This window comes from Sphingopyxis lindanitolerans (assembly GCF_002993885.1).
Classification (GTDB): Bacteria; Pseudomonadota; Alphaproteobacteria; order Sphingomonadales; family Sphingomonadaceae; genus Sphingopyxis; species Sphingopyxis lindanitolerans.
The window spans coordinates 3,132,010-3,154,057 of the sequence record NZ_CM009578.1 but is presented as its reverse complement, the minus strand read 5'-3'; the positions used below and the strand labels follow the sequence as shown (position 1 = coordinate 3,154,057).

At 65.3% G+C, this 22,048-nt stretch carries 17 protein-coding genes and 1 tRNA gene; 11 read left to right on the top strand and 7 right to left on the bottom strand.

From position 1 onward, the window contains the following. Positions 1–458 precede the first annotated feature (458 nt). The 3 genes from CVO77_RS15050 to CVO77_RS15040 all read right to left on the bottom strand — a co-directional run bounded on the left by CVO77_RS15050 (position 459) and on the right by CVO77_RS15040 (position 2,851). The gene (locus tag CVO77_RS15050) at positions 459–1,274 is read right to left on the bottom strand and encodes an HNH endonuclease (protein WP_105999740.1); all 816 of its coding nucleotides are present in this window, start codon (positions 1,272–1,274) and stop codon (positions 459–461) included. A gap of 104 nt (positions 1,275–1,378) precedes the next feature. Then, the gene (locus tag CVO77_RS15045; RefSeq protein WP_105999739.1) at positions 1,379–2,587 is read right to left on the bottom strand and encodes a tyrosine-type recombinase/integrase; all 1,209 of its coding nucleotides are present in this window, start codon (positions 2,585–2,587) and stop codon (positions 1,379–1,381) included. Positions 2,588–2,764: 177 nt separating this feature from the next. Continuing rightward, a tRNA-Leu gene (locus CVO77_RS15040) sits at positions 2,765–2,851 on the bottom strand. Between the two features lie 203 nt (positions 2,852–3,054). Between CVO77_RS15040 and CVO77_RS15035 the strand changes: the two genes are divergently transcribed. The 7 genes from CVO77_RS15035 (at position 3,055) to CVO77_RS15005 (ending at position 14,080) form a co-directional block, all read left to right on the top strand. After that, positions 3,055–4,005, top strand: coding sequence for a complex I NDUFA9 subunit family protein (locus CVO77_RS15035; protein WP_105999738.1), 951 nt, complete (start codon positions 3,055–3,057; stop codon positions 4,003–4,005). Positions 4,006–4,162: 157 nt separating this feature from the next. After that, positions 4,163–4,963 carry an undecaprenyl-diphosphate phosphatase gene (locus CVO77_RS15030; RefSeq protein ID WP_105999737.1) on the top strand — a complete coding sequence of 267 codons (801 nt, stop codon included), beginning with the start codon at positions 4,163–4,165 and terminating at the stop codon, positions 4,961–4,963. A gap of 158 nt (positions 4,964–5,121) precedes the next feature. After that, a complete protein-coding gene (locus tag CVO77_RS15025) occupies positions 5,122–6,582 on the top strand; it encodes an NAD(P)-dependent oxidoreductase (protein WP_105999736.1) in 1,461 nt (486 codons plus the stop codon). A 23-nt stretch (positions 6,583–6,605) separates the two neighbouring features. Further along, on the top strand, positions 6,606–7,769 hold the full coding sequence (locus CVO77_RS15020; protein WP_106000870.1) for a DUF2059 domain-containing protein: 1,164 nt from the start codon (positions 6,606–6,608) through the stop codon (positions 7,767–7,769). A 29-nt stretch (positions 7,770–7,798) separates the two neighbouring features. Then, a complete protein-coding gene (gene gltB / locus CVO77_RS15015) occupies positions 7,799–12,328 on the top strand; it encodes a glutamate synthase large subunit (protein WP_105999735.1) in 4,530 nt (1,509 codons plus the stop codon). Between the two features lie 109 nt (positions 12,329–12,437). After that, positions 12,438–13,505, top strand: a complete 1,068-nt coding sequence (locus CVO77_RS15010) for an acyltransferase family protein (protein ID WP_105999734.1) — start codon at positions 12,438–12,440, stop codon at positions 13,503–13,505. After that, positions 13,502–14,080, top strand: coding sequence for an arsenate reductase/protein-tyrosine-phosphatase family protein (locus CVO77_RS15005; RefSeq protein WP_106000869.1), 579 nt, complete (start codon positions 13,502–13,504; stop codon positions 14,078–14,080). The genes CVO77_RS15010 and CVO77_RS15005 overlap by 4 nt, the downstream gene beginning before the upstream one ends. Here the strand turns inward: CVO77_RS15005 and CVO77_RS15000 are convergent. Together CVO77_RS15000 and CVO77_RS14995 are read right to left on the bottom strand one after the other, a co-directional pair. After that, positions 14,049–15,257: a carboxylate--amine ligase gene (locus CVO77_RS15000; RefSeq protein ID WP_105999733.1), complete on the bottom strand. Its 1,209-nt coding sequence runs from the start codon at positions 15,255–15,257 to the stop codon at positions 14,049–14,051. The genes CVO77_RS15005 and CVO77_RS15000 overlap by 32 nt on opposite strands. Next, entirely contained in the window at positions 15,254–16,231 is a 978-nt protein-coding gene (locus CVO77_RS14995) for a polysaccharide deacetylase family protein (RefSeq protein WP_105999732.1), read from the bottom strand. The genes CVO77_RS15000 and CVO77_RS14995 overlap by 4 nt, the downstream gene beginning before the upstream one ends. A 244-nt stretch (positions 16,232–16,475) precedes the next feature. Between CVO77_RS14995 and CVO77_RS14990 the strand changes: the two genes are divergently transcribed. Both CVO77_RS14990 and CVO77_RS14985 read left to right on the top strand, forming a co-directional pair. After that, positions 16,476–16,916: a hypothetical protein gene (locus tag CVO77_RS14990; protein ID WP_105999731.1), complete on the top strand. Its 441-nt coding sequence runs from the start codon at positions 16,476–16,478 to the stop codon at positions 16,914–16,916. Between the two features lie 54 nt (positions 16,917–16,970). After that, positions 16,971–17,642: a glutathione S-transferase family protein gene (locus tag CVO77_RS14985; RefSeq protein ID WP_105999730.1), complete on the top strand. Its 672-nt coding sequence runs from the start codon at positions 16,971–16,973 to the stop codon at positions 17,640–17,642. Between the two features lie 47 nt (positions 17,643–17,689). Here the strand turns inward: CVO77_RS14985 and ubiG are convergent, their stop codons facing one another. Further along, on the bottom strand, positions 17,690–18,415 hold the full coding sequence (gene ubiG, locus CVO77_RS14980; RefSeq protein ID WP_105999729.1) for a bifunctional 2-polyprenyl-6-hydroxyphenol methylase/3-demethylubiquinol 3-O-methyltransferase UbiG: 726 nt from the start codon (positions 18,413–18,415) through the stop codon (positions 17,690–17,692). A gap of 159 nt (positions 18,416–18,574) precedes the next feature. Here ubiG and CVO77_RS14975 point away from each other — a divergent pair, with 159 nt between their 5' ends. Next, a complete protein-coding gene (locus CVO77_RS14975) occupies positions 18,575–19,825 on the top strand; it encodes an aspartate kinase (RefSeq protein WP_105999728.1) in 1,251 nt (416 codons plus the stop codon). 2 nt (positions 19,826–19,827) lie between these two features. On the opposite strand, the gene CVO77_RS14970 is transcribed toward CVO77_RS14975, so the two are convergent. Continuing rightward, positions 19,828–20,409 (bottom strand): septation protein IspZ, encoded by a 582-nt coding sequence (locus CVO77_RS14970; RefSeq protein WP_105999727.1) that lies wholly within the window; start codon positions 20,407–20,409, stop codon positions 19,828–19,830. 404 nt (positions 20,410–20,813) lie between these two features. On the opposite strand from CVO77_RS14970, the gene CVO77_RS21050 reads away from it, so the two are divergent. Further along, positions 20,814–21,854 carry a hypothetical protein gene (locus CVO77_RS21050; protein ID WP_146130880.1) on the top strand — a complete coding sequence of 347 codons (1,041 nt, stop codon included), beginning with the start codon at positions 20,814–20,816 and terminating at the stop codon, positions 21,852–21,854. Positions 21,855–22,048: the final 194 nt, after the last annotated feature.

Sequence of the window (22,048 nt, the reverse complement as noted above, 5' to 3'; positions counted from 1 at the left end):
CACTGGTTATCGCCGACCTGGTCATTGCACCATAGTGTTTCGCATTTTCGTCAGACCCGAAATGAGATGTGGCGTTTGCAGTTGAAGTGCTGCCCAAGGGCAACCCGCTCTATCCGCTGGTGCGGACCGGGCCTGTAGTCCCGACCCATTCGGGTGACGATCGGGAGCAGGGAAGCGGAACGGGAATTCCGGTGGACGCACTCTGTCCCGCGCTTCGCGCTCCTGAGGGTGCGGTGCTTCCTAAGCTGACCCGCTGGCACTCTTGCCTCTCTCATTGCCCGACGCCCGCTGGCGCACTTCCGCGCGCGCAGGGCGTCCGGCGGCTTCGCGCCGTAGCAAGGGTGCCGTTGTTCGCTGAATCGCTATGCGATCCTGGCGGTAACGCCGAGGGCAGGGCCCTCTCGTCAATAAACCGGAGTAGTCGCTCCGAGTGGCATTGCGGCGCGCCACCTGACACGTCAGGTGGCGTTTCGGTCGATAAACCAATGGTCGTTGTGCCATTCGAGGAAGGCCGGCTCGGGATCGAACCTGATTGCCGGCCGCAGCGTCACTCGTTCGAACTGCACGAAATAATCGCGGGTGTCCCGGCTGCGGCTTTCGCGAAGCTGCCGCGAGACGTGAATGCGGCGATTTCGATCGACCGTGATCAGTCCGCGATCGAAGGCGCGGTCGAGGGTTGCGGACAGAAGCAAGCCATTGGCGGGATTGTGCCGGTTATCGGTGTCCTTGCCCCATGGCTTAATGTGGCTTGCGGTGAGCAGGCGCGGATCGGCGATCCCGGTGATGCAGCACGTCTCTTCGTAGTTTGCCAGCACCGCGCGGCGAAAAAAGTCCTGGCCGACGCGCTGATTGACGAGCGCCGGCATGGTCGAAGCGCCCTCATAAGGGGCGAAACGGAATTCGCTGTGCTTGTCTTTGAGCCGGGTGGAGGCGAACACCGTCTCACTTGGCTCGACCTGTGCCGTCCACAGGTCTTCGGCACGGGCCACGAGGCCGGTCCAGTCCTGGCCAAATTCGGCGTAGGTTTCGCGATCCAGCCGCGAAGCGCCAGCGAGCCCCTTGCGACCGCTCTCCGTGATCTTGGGATCGAGGCTCGCAAAGTTGCACAGCTTCATTGCGACCGAGCTGCTCGACCGACCAATCGCATGGGCGAGTTGCTGGATTTCCGGGTTGCCCGAATGAAGCTTTCCGAACGGCAGCTGGAAATAGAGGTAGAGTGCGAGAACCGTCTTCTCCTCACTCCAGCCCTTCCGGATGCTGCTTTCGTCCCCCATGACTGTCTTGTGAGCGAGCCGAATACGGGGCGCAAGGGAGATAGGTCATGCCTGGCTGGCCAAGCGCGCACTGGCGCTGGCCAGCCCAGACGACAGCCGCACGTCTAGCGCCCGGTCTGCGGAACGTCGCGCCGCAAGGTGTCAAGATAGTCGCTCCACCATTGCGCCATCCGGACACGCTCGTCCCAATAGTGACCGCGGTTGTATGTGCCGCGAATGGCGTTGCTGTCGCCGTGAGCCAAGGCGCGTTCGATGGCGTCGGGATGCCACAACCCGCTTTCATTGAGCATCGTTGATGCTGTCGAGCGAAAGCCGTGGGCGGTCATTTCGTCTTTGGAAAAGCCCATGCGGCGGAACGCGGCATTGATCGTGTTTTCGCTCATCGGTCTCAGTCGGGTGTGGAAGGCCGGGAACATGAAGCCTTTGCCGCCGGTGAAATCCTTGAGTTCTTTGAACAGCTCGACGACCTGCGACGACAGGGGCACGGCGTGCGTGCGCCGCGCTTTCATTTTGCCGGCCGGGATCGTCCAGATAGCCTTGTCCAGATCGATTTCCTCCCAGTCGCCATGCCGCATCTCACCAGGACGAACGAAGATGTGCGGCGCGATCTTCAGCGCCAGTTTGGTGATCGGGTAGCAGTCGAAGCCGTTGATGGCACGCAGGAGCGCGCCGAGCTTGTCGGGCTCCAGGATCGCCGCGTAGTGGCGTGCCTGGGGCGTGAGTAGGGCACCCTTGAGGATGGCAGTCGGATCGGTGGTACAGCGTCCGGTCGCAGCACCGTAGCGAAAGACGCGGCTCGCGAAGGAGCGGCATTTCTTCGCCGTCTCCCGATTGCCGCGCGCCTCCAGCTTCTTGAGAGGCGCGAGCATCATCTGCGGATCGACATCCGAGATCGGCATGCTGCCGATCGCAGGCTTAAGCAGATCGAGAAACCAGCGCGCCTTAAGCAACGTGCCCTCGGCGCGACCTTCTCCGACCATCTTCTGTTCGATGTATTCGCTGGCGACCGATTCGAACGTGTTGGCTGCGCTGATCTTCGCCGTGGCCTTCGCCCGCTTGCGGGTAAGCGACGGGTCTTCGCCATCAGCGATGCGCAGCCGCAGCTCATCCCGCAGGCGGCGGGCCTTCTGCAGGCTGACTTCCGGCCATGCCCCCAGCGCGAGGCGCTTCTCCTTGCCGGCGGTGTAATACTTCAATCGCCAGAGCTTGGAGCCGTTCGGGAAGACCTCCAGGTAGAGGCCGCGCTCGTCGGACTTTTTGTAGGGGGTGTCACGGGGCGCAAACGCCCGGATTTGCGTGGCAATCATAGGCATCTGGGGGCATGACCTTTCGCACGGAAGGGGCATGTCGGGGCATATGCCCCGTTCCATGCCCCAGATTGTGGGGGCACGGCCTGAAACAGCGTGAAACACGCGGCATCAAAATCCATCGAAAAATGGCAGATTTCTGCGGATTTTTCAAGGATTTTGGTGCCACTCCCGCAGGAGTTTTGGTGCCCAGAAGAGGACTCGAACCTCCACGACCTTGCGATCGCCAGCACCTGAAGCTGGTGCGTCTACCAATTCCGCCATCTGGGCACGGGGTAGGAGCGGGCGCTTAGCGGGGGGGTGCTTGGCTTGTCAACCGCGCTGGGCATGTCGCGGCATATTTTATCGGCGACCGGCGGTTTCGCGTCGGTGCGGCCCCCCTGCCCTCTTGCCCGGCGCGCGGCTTCGCGGCATGGGGAGCGGCTGGACGCGCCCGCGCGTCGGCTCAAGAGAATCGGATACAGGCGAACATCATGCACAAGCTCGACGGACAATTGATCACCGTGCTGGGCGGCAGCGGCTTCCTTGGCCGCTATGTCGTGCAGCGGCTGCTGACGCGCGGCGCGCGCGTGCGGGTTGCCGAGCGCGAGCCGCGCAAGGCCTTGTTCCTGAAACCGCTCGGCGGGCTCGGCCAGACGCAGTTCGTCGCCGCCGACGTCCGCGACGCGGCGAGCGTCCAGCGTGCCGTCCAGGGCAGCGACGCGGTCATCAACCTCGCCGGCAGCTTTGACGACATGCAGGCCGTGCAGGCGGATGGCGCCGGGCACGTCGCCGCGGCCGCGAAGGCCGCGGGGGTGCGCGCGCTCATCCATGTCTCGGCCATCGGCGCCGATCCCGAAGGCGCGTCGGCCTATGCCCGCAGTAAGGGCGAAGGCGAGGCCGCCGTCCGCGCCGCCTTTCCCGCCGCGACGATCCTGCGCCCGTCGATTCTGTTCGGCCACGAGGATCACTTCATCAACCGCTTTGCGGCGCTGATCCGTTTCCTGCCGGTCATTCCGGTGATCGCGCCGAAGACGAAGCTCCAGCCCGTCTATGTCGGCGATGTCGCCGACGCGGTCGTTGCCGCGCTCAGCGGGGGGGCCGCGCCCGGCGAGGGCACCGCAGGCCAGATTTTCGAGCTCGGCGGGCCCGAGGTGCTGACAATGGCGGCGCTTCAGCAATGGGTCGCCGAGGCGACCGGGCGCAAGCGGCTGTTCGTTCCGCTTCCCGATGCGGTGTCGGGGGTGATCGCGACCGCTTTCGGCTGGGCGCCGGGGGCACCGATCACCAGCGATCAATGGCGGATGCTCCAGCACGACAATGTCGTCACGGACGGCGCGGCGGGGCTCGCCCGGCTCGGCGTGACGCCGACCTCGCTCGACGCAGTCGCCGACGGCTGGCTGGTCCAGTATCGCCGCCACGGGCGCTTCGCCCAAACCGCGTGACGTCCGCCTGATCGGAACCGGCGCCGCGCGCGCCGCCGCAGCTTTCAAATCGCCGCTGGAAAAATCGCCTTGGCCTGCGTAGGGCTGGTGATGGACAGGGGCGTCCGACCACGGTCGGACGCCCTTTCGCCTGTCGCAACCTTGATATGGAAATCCCATGAGCATCTGGCTGACCGCGATCATCCTCGGCATCGTCGAGGGGCTGACCGAATTTCTTCCCGTCTCATCGACGGGGCACCTCATTCTCGCGACCGAGCTTCTCGGCTATGATGCCTCGAAATGGGCGGTGTTCAACATCGCGATCCAGCCGGGCGCGATCCTCGCGATCGTCGTCCTCTATCGGCATTTGTTCTGGGACATGGCCACCGGCTTTTTCCGGCGCGATCCGGTCGCCATCGCCTTTGTGCGCAATTTGCTGCTGGCCTTCCTTCCGGCGGTCGTGCTCGGCCTTGCCTTCGCCGACCAGATCGAGGCGTTGCTGGAGAATGCGACCGTCGTCGCCTGGGCGCTGATCATCGGCGGCATCGGCATCCTGCTCGTCGAGCGTTTTGCCAAGCCGGAGGAGAGCGGCGGAGTCGCGGCGCTTTCGACCCGCCAGTCGGTCATCGTCGGGCTGGTCCAGTGCATCGCGATGATCCCGGGGGTCAGCCGATCAGGCGCGACGATCATGGGGGCGATGGCGCTCGGCGTCGATCGCAAGACCGCCGCCGAATTCAGCTTCTTCCTCGCGCTGCCGACGCTGACCGGCGCGACGGTGCTGCAACTCGCCAAGCATCACGACGCGATCACCCGGAACGACATCGGGCTGATCACGGTCGGCGCGCTGGTCTCGTTCGTCGTCGCCTGGGCGGTGATCAAGGCCTTTCTGGCGGTCGTCACCCGCTATGGCTTCGGCCCCTTCGCCTGGTATCGAATCATCGTTGGGGTCGCGGCGCTGGCGTGGCTTGGGACGAGATAGGTCCGAAACGATACTAATAAGCGAAAGATTATTGCGCGTCGCCATTTGAACTCGCTCCGATGTCGAATTAAGGTCATCAATACTGACCTAATAGCCATTTTGCTCGTGACAGGCGATTTCGCGCCGTGCCATCGCCCTTCGCCTGAAGGGGATATTGCATGGCTTCCGACCGCATGCTCCAATTTGTGGGGCGTGACCAATCCTATCCGGACAAGCGCGCGCCCGACGAGCGCGCGCGCGACTTTCGCGAGATTGCCGAGCGCTATGCCGCGCCGGACGCCGACGCGCAGGCGGCGCGCTGCTCGCAGTGCGGCGTGCCCTATTGCTCGGTGCATTGCCCGCTGCAAAACCATATCCCCGACTGGTTGCGCCTGACCGCCGAGGGACGGCTGCGCGAAGCCTATGAGCTGAGCAACGCGACCTCGACCATGCCCGAGATCTGCGGCCGCATCTGCCCGCAGGATCGCCTGTGCGAAGGCAATTGCGTGATCGAATTTTCGGGCCATGGCGCGGTGACGATCGGCAGCGTCGAGAAATATATCACCGATACCGCCTGGGCCGAGGGCTGGGTCGAGGCGCTCCAGCCGGGCAAGCCGACCGGCCAGTCGGTCGGCGTCATCGGCGCGGGGCCCGCCGGGCTGACCGCCGCCGAATATCTGCGCGTCATGGGGCATGAGGTGCATGTCTATGACCGGCACGACCGCGCCGGCGGCCTGCTCACCTATGGCATCCCGGGCTTCAAGCTCGAAAAGGAAGTCGTGATGCGCCGCATCGATCGGCTGGTCGAAGGCGGCATCCACTTCCACCTCGGCTTCGCGGTCGGCCAGGATGCGACGCTCGACCAGCTTCGCGCGAAGCATGACGCGATTCTGGTGGCGACCGGCGTCTACAAGGCGCGCGAGATCAATGTGCCGGGGAGCGGCGCCGAAGGCGTGATCGCGGCGCTCGACTATCTGATCGCCTCGAACCGCAAGAGCTTTGGCGACGACGTCCCCGCCTTCGACGACGGCAGCCTCGATGCCCGGGGCAAGCATGTCGTCGTGGTCGGCGGCGGCGATACCGCGATGGACTGCGTCCGCACCGCCGTCCGCCAGGGCGCAAAGTCGGTGAAATGCCTCTATCGCCGCGACCGCGAGAATATGCCGGGGTCGCAGCGCGAGGTCGCCAATGCCGAGGAAGAAGGCGTCGAGTTCGTCTGGCTGTCGGCGCCCGAGCGCTTCACCGCCGGCGCAACAGTAGGAAAGAATGGGGCGGTCAAGCAGGTCGCGGCGCAGGCCATGCGCCTCGGCGCGCCCGACGCGAGCGGCCGCCGCAGTCCCGAGCCCGATCCGGGCCGCAGTTTCGACCTGCCCGCCGACATGGTCATCAAGGCGCTCGGTTTCGATCCCGAGGAACTGCCGCATCTGTTCGGTTCGCCCGACCTGTCCGTCACGCGCTGGGGCACGCTGCGCGTCGATCACCAGACGATGATGACCAGCCTGCCGGGGGTCTTTGCGGCGGGCGACATCGTCCGCGGCGCCAGCCTGGTCGTCTGGGGCATCCGCGACGGGCGCGACGTCAGCGACCAGATGGCAAAATGGTTGAAGGCGAAAGCGAAAGACGAGAAGAAGGCGGCATGACCAACAGGGAAGGAAAATCGATCATGTCGAGCTGGAAAATGATGCTGCTCGCCGGCGCGATGGCATTCGCGCCCGCGCAGGCTTTCGCCGCACCCGAGGAAGCGCCCGAGGCCGAGATCGTCGCGCCAGCCGAGGACGGCCATGCGATGAGCGACGAGGCCATGACGGTCGACGCCAAGGCAAGGATGCAGAAGGAGATCGACGCCGCGATCGCGATGATCGAAAAGATCTTCGGCACCGACAAGCTGCCGCCGATCGCCCCGGCGCAGCTCGCGCTCGCCCAAGCGACGACGACCGCGCTGGTCCCGCCGGGCAGCCTCGAAAAGATGCTCGACAATCTCTATGGCAAGCTTTTCAAGGGGCTGATGGACGAATTCGGCGGCACGTCGGACGTGATGCTGTCGATCAAGACCGGCGTCGACAGCGAGAAGATCGCGGCGCTCGACGACAAGAGCAAGGCCGCGGTCGCCGACATGTTCGACCCCGCGCGCCAGCAGCGTGAAGACCAGATCACCCAGATCGCCAAGCCGCTGATCAGCGAAATATTGTCGGACCTGGAAGGGCCGATGCGCAATGGCCTGGCCCACGCCTATGCGCGCAAGTTCAGTGCCGACCAGCTCAGCCAGATGAACGGCTTTTTCGCGACTCCCGCGGGCGGCGCCTTCGCGTCCGAATGGATGGCGCTGCAGGCCGACCCCGAAGTCATGCTGGCGATGATCAAGGCGGTGCCGCCGCTGATGAACAAATTCATCGACCGTGGTCCCGAGATCGAGGGTCAGCTCAAGGATTTGCCCAAGGAAAAGCAGCTCGCCGACCTGAGCGACCCCGAGCTTGCGAAGCTTGCCAAGCTGATGAAGGTCAGCGTCAAGGAACTCAAGGAGCATCGCGACCAGTGGGACGCCCCGGTCGAGGTCGCGACCGAGGCCGTCGAAGCCGCTGACGCAGCGGCCGATGCCGCCGACGACGCCAGCACCGAAGCGGCGGCGGCGGCGGATGCAGCACAAGCCGCGGCCGACGCCACCGAAGCCGCGATGAACGATCCGGCCCATGACCGCGCCAATTGGTCGGACGCCGATCGCCAGCGAGTCGAGCAGCTTGAGGAAGCGGCGAATGCCGCCTCGTCGGCCGCTTATGATGCGGAGGAACAGGCCGTCGCCAACGCCCGCAAGAAGACGCCACCCCAATAGACACGGCTGCGGCCGCCAGGAACATCGACATGACCCATTACCCCACCCCCGATCACGCGCGGCTCGCCGAAAGCGGCATGTATCGCCCCGACATGGAATCCGATGCCTGCGGCGTCGGCCTGATCGCGGCGACCGACGGCAAGGCTTCGCGCCGCGTCGTCGAGGCGGCGATCGAGGCGCTGCGCGCGGTGTGGCACCGCGGCGCGGTCGATGCCGACGGCAAGACCGGGGATGGGGCGGGCATCCATGTCGACCTGCCGGTCCGCTTTTTCGACGATGCGATCGCGGCGTCGGGGCACAAGGTGCGCCCGAACCGCCTTGCCGTCGGCATGGTCTTCCTGCCGCGCACCGATCTGGGCGCGCAGGAGGAATGCCGCACGATCGTCGAGGCCGAGATCATCGACGCGGGCTTCACCATCTATGGCTGGCGCCAGGTGCCGGTCGACGTGTCGGTGATCGGCGACAAGGCGCAGCGCACGCGCCCCGAGATCGAGCAGATCATGATCGCCGGGCCGCTTCCCGACGACCAGTCGGTCGCCGAGTTCGAAAAGCAGCTCTATCTCGTCCGCCGCCGGATCGAGAAAAAAGTGATCGCGGCGCAGATCGCCGATTTCTATATCTGCAGCCTGTCGGCGCGCTCGATCATCTACAAGGGGCTGTTCCTCGCCGAGAGCCTCGCCGATTTCTATCCCGACCTCACGAACAAGCTGTTCGAAAGCCGGGTGGCGATCTTTCACCAGCGCTATTCGACCAACACCTTCCCGCAATGGTGGCTCGCGCAGCCGTTCCGCTGCCTCGCCCATAATGGCGAAATCAATACGATCCGCGGCAACAAGAACTGGATGAAGAGCCACGAGATCAAGATGGCGAGCCTCGCCTTCGGCGAACATTCGGAGGATATCAAGCCGGTGATCCCCGCGGGCGCGTCGGACACCGCGGCGCTCGACGCGGCGTTCGAGACGCTTTGCCGCGCCGGCCGCGACGCGCCGACCGCGAAGCTCATTCTGGTGCCCGAGGCCTGGGGCGGCGACGACGACATCCCCGACGCGCACAAGGCGATGTACAGCTACCTCGCCAGCGTGATGGAGGCGTGGGACGGCCCCGCCGCGCTCGCGATGACCGACGGCCGCTGGGCGGTCGCGGGGATGGACCGCAATGCGCTCCGCCCGCTGCGCTATACGCTGACCGCCGACAATCTGCTCGTCGTCGGCTCCGAAAGCGGCATGGTGCTGCTGCCCGAGGCGAGCATTCGCAAGAAGGGCCGCCTCGGCCCCGGCCAGATGATCGCCGTCGATCTCGACGCAGGCACGCTCTACGAAGACCGCGCGATCAAGGACAAGATCGCCGCCAGCGCCGACTATGCGTCGCGCGTCAAGGGTTTCCGTACCATGGCCGACCTGCCGAAGGGCGGCAAGGCGACGCTCGATCCATGGGATCGCGCCGAACTGCTGCGCCGTCAGGTCGCGGCGGGCCTCACCATGGAGGATATGGAACTCATCCTCTCGCCGATGGTCGAGGATGCGAAGGAAGCGATCGGCTCGATGGGCGACGACACGCCGCTCGCGGTCATTTCGGACAAGCCGCGCCACGTCGCGCAATTCTTTCGCCAGAATTTCAGCCAGGTCACCAACCCGCCGATCGACAGCTTGCGCGAACGGCATGTGATGAGCCTCAACACGCGGTTCTCGAACCTCGGCAACATCCTCGATGAAAAGGGGCAGAGCGCGCACGTCCTCGTGATCGATTCGCCGGTTCTCGTCGGCGAGGACTGGGATCGGTTGCGCGCCTATTTCGGCGATGCGGTCGCCGATATCGACTGCACCTTTCCCGTGGGCAGCGACGCCACGGCGCTGCGCGAGGCGATCGCCCGCATCCGCCGCGAGGCCGAGGATGCGGTGCGCGCCGGGCGCAGCGAATTGTTCCTCTCCGATCAGGCGATCGGCGAGGACCGCGTCGGGGTCGCGATGGTGCTCGCCGCCGCCGCGGTCCACACCCATCTCGTGCGCAAGGGATTGCGCAGCTATGCTTCGATCAACGTCCGCTCGGCCGAAGTGCTCGACACCCATGCCTTTGCGGTGCTGATCGGGGTCGGCGCGACGACCGTCCACGCCTATCTGGCCGAATCCGCGATCGCCGACCGCCACGCGCGCGGGCTGTTCGGCGGCGAATTGTCGCTGGGCGATTGCCGCCTGCGCTTTCGCAAGGCGATCGACGACGGCCTGCTCAAGATCATGGCGAAGATGGGGATCGCGGTGGTCTCCTCCTATCGCGGCGGCTATAATTTCGAGGCGGTCGGCCTGTCGCGCGCACTCGTCAACGACCTGTTCCCCGGTATGCCCGCCAAGATTTCGGGCGAGGGCTATCAGTCGCTGTTCATCAACGCGACCGAGAAGCATGAGGCGGCATTCGACAGCCAAGTCACCACCCTGCCCATCGGCGGCTTCTATCGCCACCGCGCGGGCGGCGAGGCCCATGCCTATTCGGCGCAGCTCATGCACCTGCTCCAGACTGCGGTCGCGACCGACAGCTACTCGACCTATCTGCAATTCGCGCGCGGCGTCGCCGACCTGCCGCCCGTCTATCTTCGCGACCTGATGGAGTTTAATTTCCCGGCGCAAGGCGTGCTGCTCGACAGCGTCGAGGCGATCACCGAAATCCGCAAGCGCTTCGTCACCCCCGGCATGTCGCTCGGCGCGCTGTCGCCCGAGGCGCACGAGACGCTGGCGATCGCGATGAACCGCATCGGCGCCAAGGCGGTGTCGGGCGAAGGCGGCGAAGCGAGCGAGCGCTACCAGCCCTATGCCAATGGCGACAACGCCAACAGCAATATCAAGCAGATCGCGAGCGGCCGCTTCGGCGTCACCGCCGAATATCTCGGCGCCTGCGACGAGATCGAGATCAAGGTCGCGCAGGGCGCCAAGCCCGGCGAGGGCGGCCAGTTGCCCGGATTCAAGGTCACCGAATTCATCGCGCGGCTGCGCCATTCGACCCCCGGCGTGATGCTGATCAGCCCGCCGCCGCACCACGACATCTATTCGATCGAGGATCTGGCGCAGCTCATCTATGATTTGAAGCAGATCAACCCGCGCGCGCGCGTCTGCGTGAAACTCGTCAGTTCGGCCGGCATCGGCACCGTCGCGGCGGGCGTCGCCAAGGCGCACGCCGACGTGATCCTCGTCTCGGGCAACACCGGCGGCACCGGCGCTTCGCCCCAGACCAGCATCAAATATGCCGGCACTCCGTGGGAAATGGGCCTCTCCGAGGTCAATCAGGTGCTGACCCTCAACGGCCTGCGCCACCGCATCCGCCTGCGCACCGACGGCGGGCTCAAGACCGGGCGCGACATCGTGATCGCCGCCATTCTGGGCGCCGAGGAATATGGCATCGGCACGCTCAGCCTCGTCGCGATGGGCTGCATCATGGTGCGCCAGTGCCACAGCAACACCTGCCCGGTCGGCATCTGCACCCAGGACGAAAAGCTGCGCGCGAAGTTCGCCGGCAGCCCCGAAAAGGTCATCAACCTGATGACCTTCATCGCCGAGGAAGTGCGCGAAATCCTTGCGAAACTCGGCTGCCGCAGCCTCGACGAGGTGATCGGCCGCACCGAATTGCTGCGTCAGGTCAGCCGCGGCGCCGAGCATCTCGACGACCTCGACCTCAATCCGATCCTCGCCAAGGTCGACGCGCCCGACGAGGAACGCCGGTCGCAGGGCCCGAACTTCCGCAACCCGGTGCCCGACAGCCTCGACGCGCAAATCCTCAATGATGCGAAACCCCTGTTCGAGCGTGGCGAGCGGATGCAGCTCACCTATAATGTCCGCAACACCCACCGCGCTGTCGGCACCCGCCTGTCGGCCGAAGTCACCGCGCGCTTCGGGATGAACGGGCTCGCCGACAACCATGTGCAGGTACGCCTGCGCGGCACCGCGGGTCAGTCGCTCGGCGCCTTCCTGTGCAGCGGCATCACTTTGGAGGTGTTCGGCGACGCCAACGACTATGTCGGCAAGGGCCTGTCGGGCGGCCGCATCATCGTGCGCCCGACCGTGTCGAGCCCGCTGATCAGCCAGCACAACAGCATCGTCGGCAACACCGTCCTTTATGGAGCGACCGCGGGCACGCTGCTCGCGGCGGGCCAGGCAGGCGAGCGCTTCGCGGTCCGCAACTCGGGCGCGAAGGTCGTGATCGAGGGCTGCGGCGCGAATGGCTGCGAATATATGACCGGCGGCACCGCCGTGATTCTCGGCCCCGTGGGATCGAACTTCGGCGCCGGGATGACCGGCGGCATGGCCTTCGTGCTCGACACCGACGCCAGCTTCGAGCGCCGCGCGAACGGCGAATCGATCGTCTGGCAACGGCTCGCGAGCGGCCATTGGGAAGCGACGCTCAAGGCCATGGTCGCCGACCATGCGCGCGCGACGGGCAGCAAATGGTCGGGCGAAATCCTTGCCGACTGGGACCGCTGGCGCGACCATTTCTGGCAGGTGTGTCCGAAGGAAATGCTCAGCCGCCTCCCACATCCGCTGACCGAGGACGCGATCGAGGTCGTCGCCGCGGAATAGGCCGCGTTCCCCGGACAATCCCCCTTTCGAGCGAAGCGGGCGCCGTCATTAACATGTTGGCGACGCATCGCTCCTATGCGCGAAAAAGGACCAGAAAGAACGGGTTGGGGTGGAACGGGGACAATCTCTTTATCTGGACGCTCTGCGTCTGATCGCCGCTCTGGAGGTCGCCGCCTTTCATCTGGGCCGCATGCCGGGAAGCGGGGTGGCCGAGGGCTGGTGGAATGGTTTCGGCCATGAAGCGGTGGTGATCTTCTTCGTCCTGTCGGGTTTCGTGATCCGCCACGCCGCGGGCAAGAACGACCCGACGCTTCGCCTCTTCGCGCTCAGCCGGATTTCGCGCGTCTGGTCGGTGGCGATCCCGGCGTTGCTGCTGACCTGGCTGTTCGATTCGATCGGCCACCGGGTCGATCTGTCGACCTATCAGGGGCTTGTGACCGACGGGTCCGCGCCGATGCGGGTGGCGATCGGCGCGGTGATGCTCAATGAATCCTGGGTGTCGGTCCAGATGCTGTCGAACACCCCCTATTGGTCGATCGCCTATGAAGTCTTCTACTATGCGCTGTTCGCCGCGCTTTTCTATTTGAAGGGGCGCTGGCGCTGGCTGATCCTCGTGCCGGCCGTGATCGCCGGGCCGAAGATATTGCTGCTGTTTCCCATCTGGCTGATGGGATGGGCGGCCTATACCGAACGCCGGTCGGCGCGCTGGCCGCGGTGGCTGGTCTGGGCGGCTTTCTGCCAGCCGGTCCCATGCCTCCTGCTCTATGCGCATTTCGAGTTGATGGGGCTGACGGGCGGCTGGCTCGAAGGCTGGCTCGGCCATGATCTGTGGCGGAACGGCCTCGCCTGGTCGCGCTATGTCGTCAGCGACAGCCTGCTCGGCCTCAGCATCGCGGCGAATCTGATCGCGGCCAAGCATCTGGGGCCCGAACTCGCCGTCGTACTGAACTGGGCGGCCACGCCGATCCGCTGGCTGGCCGGACGCTCCTTCACCCTCTATCTATTGCATCAACCGACGATGTTGCTGCTGATCGCCTTGTCCGGAGCCTTGTTGCCCCCCATGTGGCGCACGCCCTTTGTCGTGGCGGGAGCGACGATCGTGATTCTGGCCGTGGCCGAAGTGACCGAAGGACAACGCCGCCGGCTGCGCGCCGGGCTGGAACGGGTGTGGCGATGACATCCACCCCGCCCGACCCCGCAGGCTGGATCGACGCGCGCTTCGGCACCACACGCGGCCTCGTGCGGCTGATGCTCTCCTATGGCGAGACGGCGCTGGGGCTGGCCTCGATCCGCGCGCCCGAAGCGGACGAGGTGCGGCGGCTCGTCTTCGTCTGCCACGGCAACATCTGCCGCAGCGCCTTCGCGGATGTCGCGGCGGCCGAGGCGGGTCTGAACACGGCCTCCTTCGGGCTTTCCGCCGTCCACGGCGCCCCGGCCCACCCGCCGGTCATCGCGCTCGCCGGGGGCATGGGCGTCGACCTCGGCCAGCACCGCGCCACCGAATGCGAGGCCTATCAGCCGCAAGCGGGCGACCTGCTGCTCGCGATGGAGACACGCCAGCTTCGCCGGATCGCCGCCGACGCGCGGCTGGCGCATCTGCCGCGCACCCTGCTCGGCCTCTACGCCCGCCCGGCCGCGCCGCACCTGCACGATCCCTACATGCTGAGCGACGCCTACACCCGCCACTGTCTTCAGCGGATCGCCAGCACGATCCCGCTGCTCAGATCCCACTTCCCAAAAGCCGCGCTATGACCCCCGCCAGATCGACCAGCATCGGCAGCGGATCGGAGATTTTGGCGACATAATAGCCGGTGTCGAACCGGAAAAAATCCGTCACATAGGGGACCATCTCGCGCAATTTTTCGCCTGCGGACAGGTCTTTCGCCCGTAGCTGTTCGATCAACCGCTTGGTATCGGGCAGCACGTAGCGGGCGCGATGGTCGCGATAGCCCGACGCCAGTTGCTCCGCGACACCGCCCACCAGGCGGCGATAGAGGGCGAAGGCGAAATGCGCTCCGCTCTGGCTGGCAAGCGGCAGGCTGCCCCACAGCCGCCCGTTGACTTCCATCAGCCAATAGCGGCCGCTGGATGCGTCGTGGCGATATTCGACCATCGCCGGCCCTTCCCACCCGATCGCTCGCAATAGCGTCTCGGATTTCTCCATCTGCGCGTGATGATCGGACAGCGGCACCGACCGGCAGAGCGTCGAGACGCCCCCGCTCGCGGGATATTCACGCAGGCGGCGATGCTGAAAGCGCAGCATCGCCCGCCCGTCTTCCATCATCAGCATCTGACCGAAACCATGGCCCTGGCACCAGGTCTGGACGAGCGGATAAAGGCCGATCCGGTCATAGCGGTGCAGGATCGCGACCAGCATTTCGGCGCCGTCCGCATGCTCGGCTTTCTCAAAGGCGATCCCCGCCGATTCGAGCCGATCCCACATGGCGGGCGGATCGCGCCATTTCAGGACCGCCGGATAGGCGAGCGTGGCAGCCGTCGCGCCGAAATCCTCACCGGCCCGGGGCTGCCATGTGTCGGGAACGTCGATCCCGGCTTCGCGCGCCCGCGCCAGCGTGTTCAGCTTGTCGAGGACGAGAGCGAGTTGTTCGTGGCGCGGGCTGGCGATCCGGCACGCGCCGATCATGGCGGGCATGTCGGCGAGTTCGAGCAGGTCGGCCTCGCTGATCGGGATGACCGCGCGCGCGCCGCTTTGCGCGATGACATCGGGCAGCCAGTCCGCCAGCCGAACCCCCTCGGGGCGCAGGATATTCCGGTGGGCGAAGCGCGAATGACCGCCGATCGACCAACGCGAACTCCCCGCCGCGATCACCGGCACGCCGTGTGCGCCTAGTTCGCGCACCACGGTCAGGCCGATGCTGCTGTCGACGCCCAGAACGATGGCCGGGGGCAGGCCCCGATCGGCGGTCATACCGGGCGAAGCCGGCGCTCGTAGCGCCAGGTGCCGATCACCTGCTCCGCCATGCGCAGCGCGGTCCGCACCCGGCTCGGCCCCAGTCGCGGCGACGACGCGCGAGGGCCCTGCGGCTTGGCGAGCGTCGCAAAGCCGTGCGATTCGATCCGCGCTTCGCGCGCGATATGGCGGCAGAGCGATTCGAGGCGGCGCATCACCATGCGGTTGGGCCGCCGCCGATCGCGCGAGAGCATCTCGAAACTATGCGTGACGATCATGAACAGCGGCGCGTCGGACCGGCAGGCATGGTCGAGCGCGGCGCTCATTTCGCGCGCCGACAGCGCGCAGATTTGCGCGGGGCGGAAATGGCCGGGGCGATCCTCGATGCCCGAAACCGGTATTTCGACAATCGAACCGACCGCGACCGGATCGGCCGCCTGCGACGGCAGGCTGATCCCACATCCACGCCCGGCATAGTCGGGATTGAAGCTGCTGTCCCAGCCCAGTCCCAGCGCCTCCAGCGCGGCCAGCGTGCGATCGTCGGCCCCGAAATTTCCGGCGCGAAAGGCGATCGGCGCGGGCGCGCCCGCCTGCACCAGCGCATCGCGCGCCCAGCCGATCAGCGCGATCTGGTCGGGCAGCGAGAAATCGCCGATATTGCGTCCGCGTCGCCCCTCCACCGGCGAATCCTTTGCCCATTCCAGCCATTCGCTATGGATATGAAGCTGAACCTCATGCCCGCGCGCCAGAATCGGTTCGATCATCCGCGCCACGATCTGCGGCCCATGGACGAGGCCGGGCATGGGATCGACGAAAAAGACGCCGCGCACCCCGTGGCGGTCGAACCGATCCATCTGCCAACCGATGCCAAAGGCGCCCGTCGCCGTCTCGCCCAGCACCGATTGACGCAGGTTATCATCGACCGACAGGCCCCTCGCCTGCTGTCCGGCGGACAATTCGGTGTCGATCGTGACCAGCGCGGCAACGCCCATATCATCTCATCCCGATCTCGATGCGGAAAACCCCCAAGCTATAGCGGGCAATCGCTCATAAATCGGTAACGCGGGCAACCGTCAAGAACCACTTTCCTTTCAAGCGGTTGTCGATCCGGATTCGGCCGGACGTCCGTCGCGCGCCCGCCCCATGCCGTCGCAAGGCGCCGATGCGTTCAGCACAGCGAAAGCGTCCCCCTCCTATAGGCACTGCTTCGCTTTTCCATCCCGAAAGGATGACGCCATGCGCCTGACCATCGCTGCCCTTCCCCTGCTCGCGCTCCTGGCGCCGCTGCCCGCCGCCGCTGCGGATCATGGAACCGGGCGCGCCGTCGCGGCGCTCAACGATCCCGCGATGCAGGACCGCATGGCCGACACCGTCGCCGCGCTCGTCGGCGCACTGATGCAGATGCAGGTCGGCCCGCTCGCCGAAGCGGTCGCGCGCGTCGACCCCGAATCCGATGCCGCGACTATCCCGCGCGACGCCACGGTCGGCGATATCACCGGGCGCGATCCCGAATATGCCGAGCGCATGGGCGACGACGTTCGCGCCGGCACCCGCATGGCCGGCCACGCGGCCGCGGCGCTTGCGACCTATGCCCCGGTCCTCAAGGACATGGCGCGCGACCTGAGCAGCCAATGGGCCGCGCAATGGGAACGCGAGCGCGCCGCCACCCGGCGCTAGAGAGCAAAGCCATAGGCGTTGGACCCGGCGCTCGCCTGACGCTATGTCGAAACCATGTGGCAACTCTATCAATTCCCGCTCTGTCCCTTTTCGCGCAAGATCCGGCTTTTGCTGGGCGAAAAGGGCGTCGGCTATGAATTGCTGCGCGAATCGCCGTGGGAGCGGCGCGACGAATTCATCGACCTGAACCCGGCGGGACGCACCCCCGTCATGGTCGATCAGGCGCGCGGCCAGGTGCTGATCGACAGCAATGCGATCGCCGAATATTTCGAGGAAACGGTCGAGGGCAAGGCGATGATCAACGGCACCGCCGCCAGCCGTGCCGAGATTCGCCGCCTCGTCGCCTGGTTCGACCAGGATTTCTATTATGAGGTCACCGGCCCGCTGCTGTTCGAGCGGATGCAGAAGCGCATCGTCCACCGCCAGCCGCCCGACGGCGGCGCGCTGCGCGAGGCGATGAAGGCCGCGAACCAGCATCTCGACTATATCGACTATCTGATCGACCACCGCACCTGGCTCGCCGGCGCGACGATGAGTCTCGCCGACCTCGCCGCCGCCGCGCAAATCTCGGTCGCCGATTATCTCGGCGGCATCGACTGGACCGGGCATGAGCAGACCAAGGGCTGGTATTCGGGCCTCAAGTCGCGCCCCAGCTTCCGCCCGCTGCTCGCCGAGCGGATGGAAATCGTGACGCCGCCGAAATATTATGAGGACGTCGACTTCTAACCCATCGGCATTGTGAGCGCAGCGAAGCAATGCCGAGGTTGGTGGGCTCAGCCCTTGTGCCGCGCCGCGATGAGATAGTTGAGCGCTTCGCTGCCACCGAGCTTGAAGCCCTTGGCGGGCGACGGCGACAGGCCGGTACGATCGACAACCTCCAGCCCCGCGCTTTCCAGCAATTCGGTCAGTTCCCCGGGTTTCAGAAACTGGTCCCAGTCGTGCGTCCCGCGCGGCACCGCGCCGACACGCTCGGCGGCCTCGACGAGCAGCAGTTTCGACAGCATCGTGCGGTTCGGCGTCGACAGGATCATCAGTCCACCCGGCGCGAGCCGCGCGGCAAGTTCGGCGACGAAGACCGCCGGATCGGTCACATGCTCGACCACCTCCATCGAGGTGACGAGGTCGAAGGTCGCGGGCGGCAGCGCCGCGAGTTCGCCGGCATGATAGGCGATCGCCAGCCCCTGCCCCGCTGCATGTTCCCGCGCCGCCGCGATATTTTCGGGCGCGGCGTCGATCCCGGTCACCGCCGCACCCATTCGCGCCAGCGGTTCGGCCAGCAGTCCGGCGCCGCAGCCGACGTCGATCGCGCTGCGCCCGGCGAGCGGGCGGCGGTCGTGCGCATCGACGTGCCAATGCGCGTCGATGCGGTCGCGGATGTAGGATAATCGCACCGGGTTCAGCTTGTGCAGCATCGCCGACGATCCGTGCGGATCCCACCAGTCGGCGGCAAGGGCGCCGAAATGGGCGGCTTCATTCGGATTGATCGTCGCGGCGCTCATGCCCCCGGATGTGGCACCGCGCCACCATCGGTGCAAGAAATTCTATCCATCGCGCGCGCGGCCGGTCTTGCCATCGCTCGCCCCCTTGCCTAACAGCCGGACGCCGCGGAATTCCAAGGAAGTTGCGGTCGAAACCAGATTTTGAAAAGGCGAAGCGGCATGGCGCGGATCGTGATGAAATTCGGGGGCACGTCGATGGCGGGCACCGAGCGGATTCGCACCGTGGCGAAGCTCGTCGCGCGCGAAGCCGCCCAGGGCAATGAAGTCGCCGTCGTCGTTTCGGCGATGGCGGGCGAGACCGACCGGCTCGTCGGCTTCTGCCGCGAAGCGAACCCGCGCTACGACCCCGCCGAATATGACGTCGTCGTCGCGGCGGGCGAACAGGTCACGTCGGGCCTGCTCGCGCTGACGCTCCAGGCGATGGGCACCCCCGCGCGAAGCTGGCTCGGCTGGCAGCTCCCGATCCGCACCGAGGAAGCCCATGCCCGCGCGCGCATCATCGACATCGACACCGGCGCCTTGACCGCCGCTATGGCAAAGGGCGAGGTCGCGGTCATCCCCGGCTTTCAGGGAATGATGGACGACGGCCGCGTCGCGACGCTCGGCCGCGGCGGGTCGGACACCAGCGCGGTCGCGGTCGCGGCGGCGGTGAAGGCCGACCGCTGCGACATCTACACCGACGTCGACGGCGTCTATACCACCGACCCGCGCATCGTCGCGCGCGCGCGCAAGCTCGACTATGTCACCTATGAGGAAATGCTCGAACTGGCGAGCGTCGGCGCCAAGGTGCTCCAGACCCGCTCGGTCGGTCTCGCGATGAAGGAAGGCGTGCGCGTCCAGGTGCTCTCCAGCTTCGTCGAGGGCGACGAGGCACCGAAGCAAGGCACGATGATCGTCAGCGACGAGGAAATAGAGGAACTTCACATGGAACGGCAGCTGATCACCGGCATCGCGCACGACAAGAATGAAGCGAAGATCATCGTCACCCGCGTCCCCGACAAGCCCGGCGCGGTCGCCAACATCTTTGGCCCGCTTGCCGCCACCGGGATCAACGTCGATATGATCATCCAGAACGTCGGCCGCGACAAGGGCGAGACCGACGTGACCTTCACCGTTCCCGCCACTGACCTTCTCCGCTCGATCGACCTGCTCGAAAGCGCCAAGGACAAGATCGGCTTCAACCGCATTCTAAGCGACGACAAGGTCGCGAAGGTCAGCGTCGTCGGCGTCGGCATGAAAAGCCACGCCGGGGTCGCGAGCACCATGTTCCGCGCCCTCGCCGACCGCGCCATCAACATCCAGGCGATCTCGACCAGCGAGATCAAGGTCAGCGTGCTGATCGACGAGGACGAAACCGAACTCGCGGTGCGCGTGCTGCACACCGCCTATGGCCTCGACGCCGCCGATTGATCCTATTCGGCGGCGGCCGGCTGCGGCTCGCCCGCGCGGCGGCGCAGCCGGGCCTGCCCGATCCATTGCACGACGGTAAAATGGACCGCGAACAGCGCGGCTTTCGACGCGAGCGGAAACACCCCGACGAACAGCGGCCACCAGGCGGTGAAGGCGACCGCGATCACCAGATTGGCGGCGGCGGTGAAAAACATCATCGCTGCCCAGACATAGCCGAAGCGGTCCATCACATCGCCGACCAGCCCGACCTGCTCGGGCGGAATATAGCGGTTGAGCCAGCCGCGACGCAGCATCGCGGCGCCGACGATCAGATAGACGACCGAGGGCTTTGCCATCACGAAGCGCGGGTCGCCGGTCAGCATCGTCGCGGCGGCCGAGAAGATCACCATCGCCAGGCTGATCCACTGGAGCGCCGCCACCGGCCGACCGCGCACAAGCTCATGGCCGACGACCGCCACCGCGACCGCCGTCCCCGCGATCGTCGCCGGAACGATCCCCGCCCCGACGCCGAGCAGCACGGCAAAGACGATCACGCCCAGCGAGTCGAAAATCATCGGCCCGATGGCGTAGAGCAGGTTGCGCATGGCGTCTCACCTTCCGCGACTCAATGTTGTCGTCGTAAACATTGGCGCCGAAACCGATATGGGTCAAGCCTGAATTTACGGTGTCAACATTGCGCTTGGCCGAGAGAGGCCGCGGGTCCCCGCGTTTCCATCTTGCTCATTCCGCCAAAGCGGGGACGTCCGTTTTCGACCGGATGGCGCCGTTGGATTTGTAAGATCGATGCCCCATTTCCAGACATAGATTTGTGGGTGAGTTTCGAGACTGGAGCGCGGCAGCGTCTGATTTTAAAGCTGTTTTGCGGAATGTGTCGCGAAAACCAGCGTTTTTCGGACTGCTGAATCCCTGACCAGCACGAGGTTAACCGAATATGCGTTCACTCGTTGTATATCGGTAAGTGACTTGATGCGCTCAAAGAGAAGGCGGGATGGTTACGAAGTCGGGATCCAGATTTGGGTGTGTGTCTCTAATTATTTTGCTCGTCGGTTTCGGTCTCGGAGCGGTAGCCCCGTTGCTTTTAGAGAAGCATTCACGCAAAGAAGCAGACAAAGGCAGGTTGGATGGTAGCCCACCCATCCGCCCAGTATTTCTTCGGGAAGCGCAAGGTTGCCCTGCGACAAGCAATGAGGCCGCCGATCTCGATAGCAAGATGCTTGAGGTCGGCCGATCCCTCGCGGCGTCTGATCCCACCGGCCAGAGTCCGGCAAATAGCTATGTCGTCAGCTACTTTGCTTGGCATTGGCGAATTTCCGGTGCTCGCCGCTGTCCGCCGCCGGACCAAATCGTGCAGCAGCTAGCGCCGCTGCTAGATCGATATAAATGGCCGCTCGCCAATACGGAGTTGAACGATCTTCGCCTTGCCGAGCGCCTGCCGCCAAGCGCGTCAAGGGCGGAGGGATTGGCAACTATCGGCTTTCTTAGATGGATTCCTCCGTCCGCCCTGAAAGGCGACGACTCCAGACCATACGCTCGACAACTTCTCGCAGAACAGGGAAGGTTTGCGCTTCCATGGCGAGAGGCCGCTTTCCGAGAGATCAGCGGAGAGACCCGCTTGGGAACGAGCGCAGCATATCTTGCGGTTGCCACTGATCCGGTCGGCGCATTGCCAAAAGTTCAGCGCACTATGGCAGATATGCTGCGCCGAAGTCGGGCGAGATACACGCAGGCTTTTCGGACCGGTGGTGAAATACAGGCGATAAAGAACGACGACGCAAATCGCTTGATTGAACTTGGCTACGCCCTGGCGCGCGGCGGCGCGGCGGCTGAGCCCTATTCGCAACCGATCGTCGAAATGTTGGACGAGGTAATTGCACGGGCGGCTCCACCCTTTGGTCTAATGGCTACGAAACCAACCGAACTCTGTCGCATCGCCAAACATATCGGCGGACAAGTCGCACGCGCAGCCAACAGCAAAGATTTCTGCGCAAATGGCTTCAAAGGTGGAGATGGAGCGCCGCTTCCATATTGAAGTCAATAACTCGGCAATCAGGTGATTTCCTACAAACGGCCGTTTTCTGGACCGGGCGCTGCAAAACGGGCAGTCGGGAATCCACCCCAAAACCGACGAACCCAGATAATCCTTTCCTACATTATTGCGCTGTGCTCCAAGCTGGCCGATGGAACAGACCGCACCACGATCTCGACGAGCGCGGCGGCATCGGC

Excerpts from the sequence above, each read along its gene's own strand:
- CVO77_RS15050 (WP_105999740.1), bottom strand. The coding sequence starts at position 1,274 with ATGGGGGACGAAAGCAGCATCCGGAAGGGCTGGAGTGAGGAGAAGACG.
- CVO77_RS15045 (WP_105999739.1), bottom strand. The coding sequence starts at position 2,587 with ATGCCTATGATTGCCACGCAAATCCGGGCGTTTGCGCCCCGTGACACC.
- CVO77_RS15035 (WP_105999738.1), top strand. The coding sequence starts at position 3,055 with ATGCACAAGCTCGACGGACAATTGATCACCGTGCTGGGCGGCAGCGGC.
- CVO77_RS15030 (WP_105999737.1), top strand. The coding sequence starts at position 4,163 with ATGAGCATCTGGCTGACCGCGATCATCCTCGGCATCGTCGAGGGGCTG.
- CVO77_RS15025 (WP_105999736.1), top strand. The coding sequence starts at position 5,122 with ATGGCTTCCGACCGCATGCTCCAATTTGTGGGGCGTGACCAATCCTAT.
- CVO77_RS15020 (WP_106000870.1), top strand. The coding sequence starts at position 6,606 with ATGTCGAGCTGGAAAATGATGCTGCTCGCCGGCGCGATGGCATTCGCG.
- gltB (WP_105999735.1), top strand. The coding sequence starts at position 7,799 with ATGACCCATTACCCCACCCCCGATCACGCGCGGCTCGCCGAAAGCGGC.
- CVO77_RS15005 (WP_106000869.1), top strand. The coding sequence starts at position 13,502 with ATGACATCCACCCCGCCCGACCCCGCAGGCTGGATCGACGCGCGCTTC.
- CVO77_RS15000 (WP_105999733.1), bottom strand. The coding sequence starts at position 15,257 with ATGACCGCCGATCGGGGCCTGCCCCCGGCCATCGTTCTGGGCGTCGAC.
- CVO77_RS14995 (WP_105999732.1), bottom strand. The coding sequence starts at position 16,231 with ATGGGCGTTGCCGCGCTGGTCACGATCGACACCGAATTGTCCGCCGGA.
- CVO77_RS14990 (WP_105999731.1), top strand. The coding sequence starts at position 16,476 with ATGCGCCTGACCATCGCTGCCCTTCCCCTGCTCGCGCTCCTGGCGCCG.
- CVO77_RS14985 (WP_105999730.1), top strand. The coding sequence starts at position 16,971 with ATGTGGCAACTCTATCAATTCCCGCTCTGTCCCTTTTCGCGCAAGATC.
- ubiG (WP_105999729.1), bottom strand. The coding sequence starts at position 18,415 with ATGAGCGCCGCGACGATCAATCCGAATGAAGCCGCCCATTTCGGCGCC.
- CVO77_RS14975 (WP_105999728.1), top strand. The coding sequence starts at position 18,575 with ATGGCGCGGATCGTGATGAAATTCGGGGGCACGTCGATGGCGGGCACC.
- CVO77_RS14970 (WP_105999727.1), bottom strand. The coding sequence starts at position 20,409 with ATGCGCAACCTGCTCTACGCCATCGGGCCGATGATTTTCGACTCGCTG.
- CVO77_RS21050 (WP_146130880.1), top strand. The coding sequence starts at position 20,814 with ATGGTTACGAAGTCGGGATCCAGATTTGGGTGTGTGTCTCTAATTATT.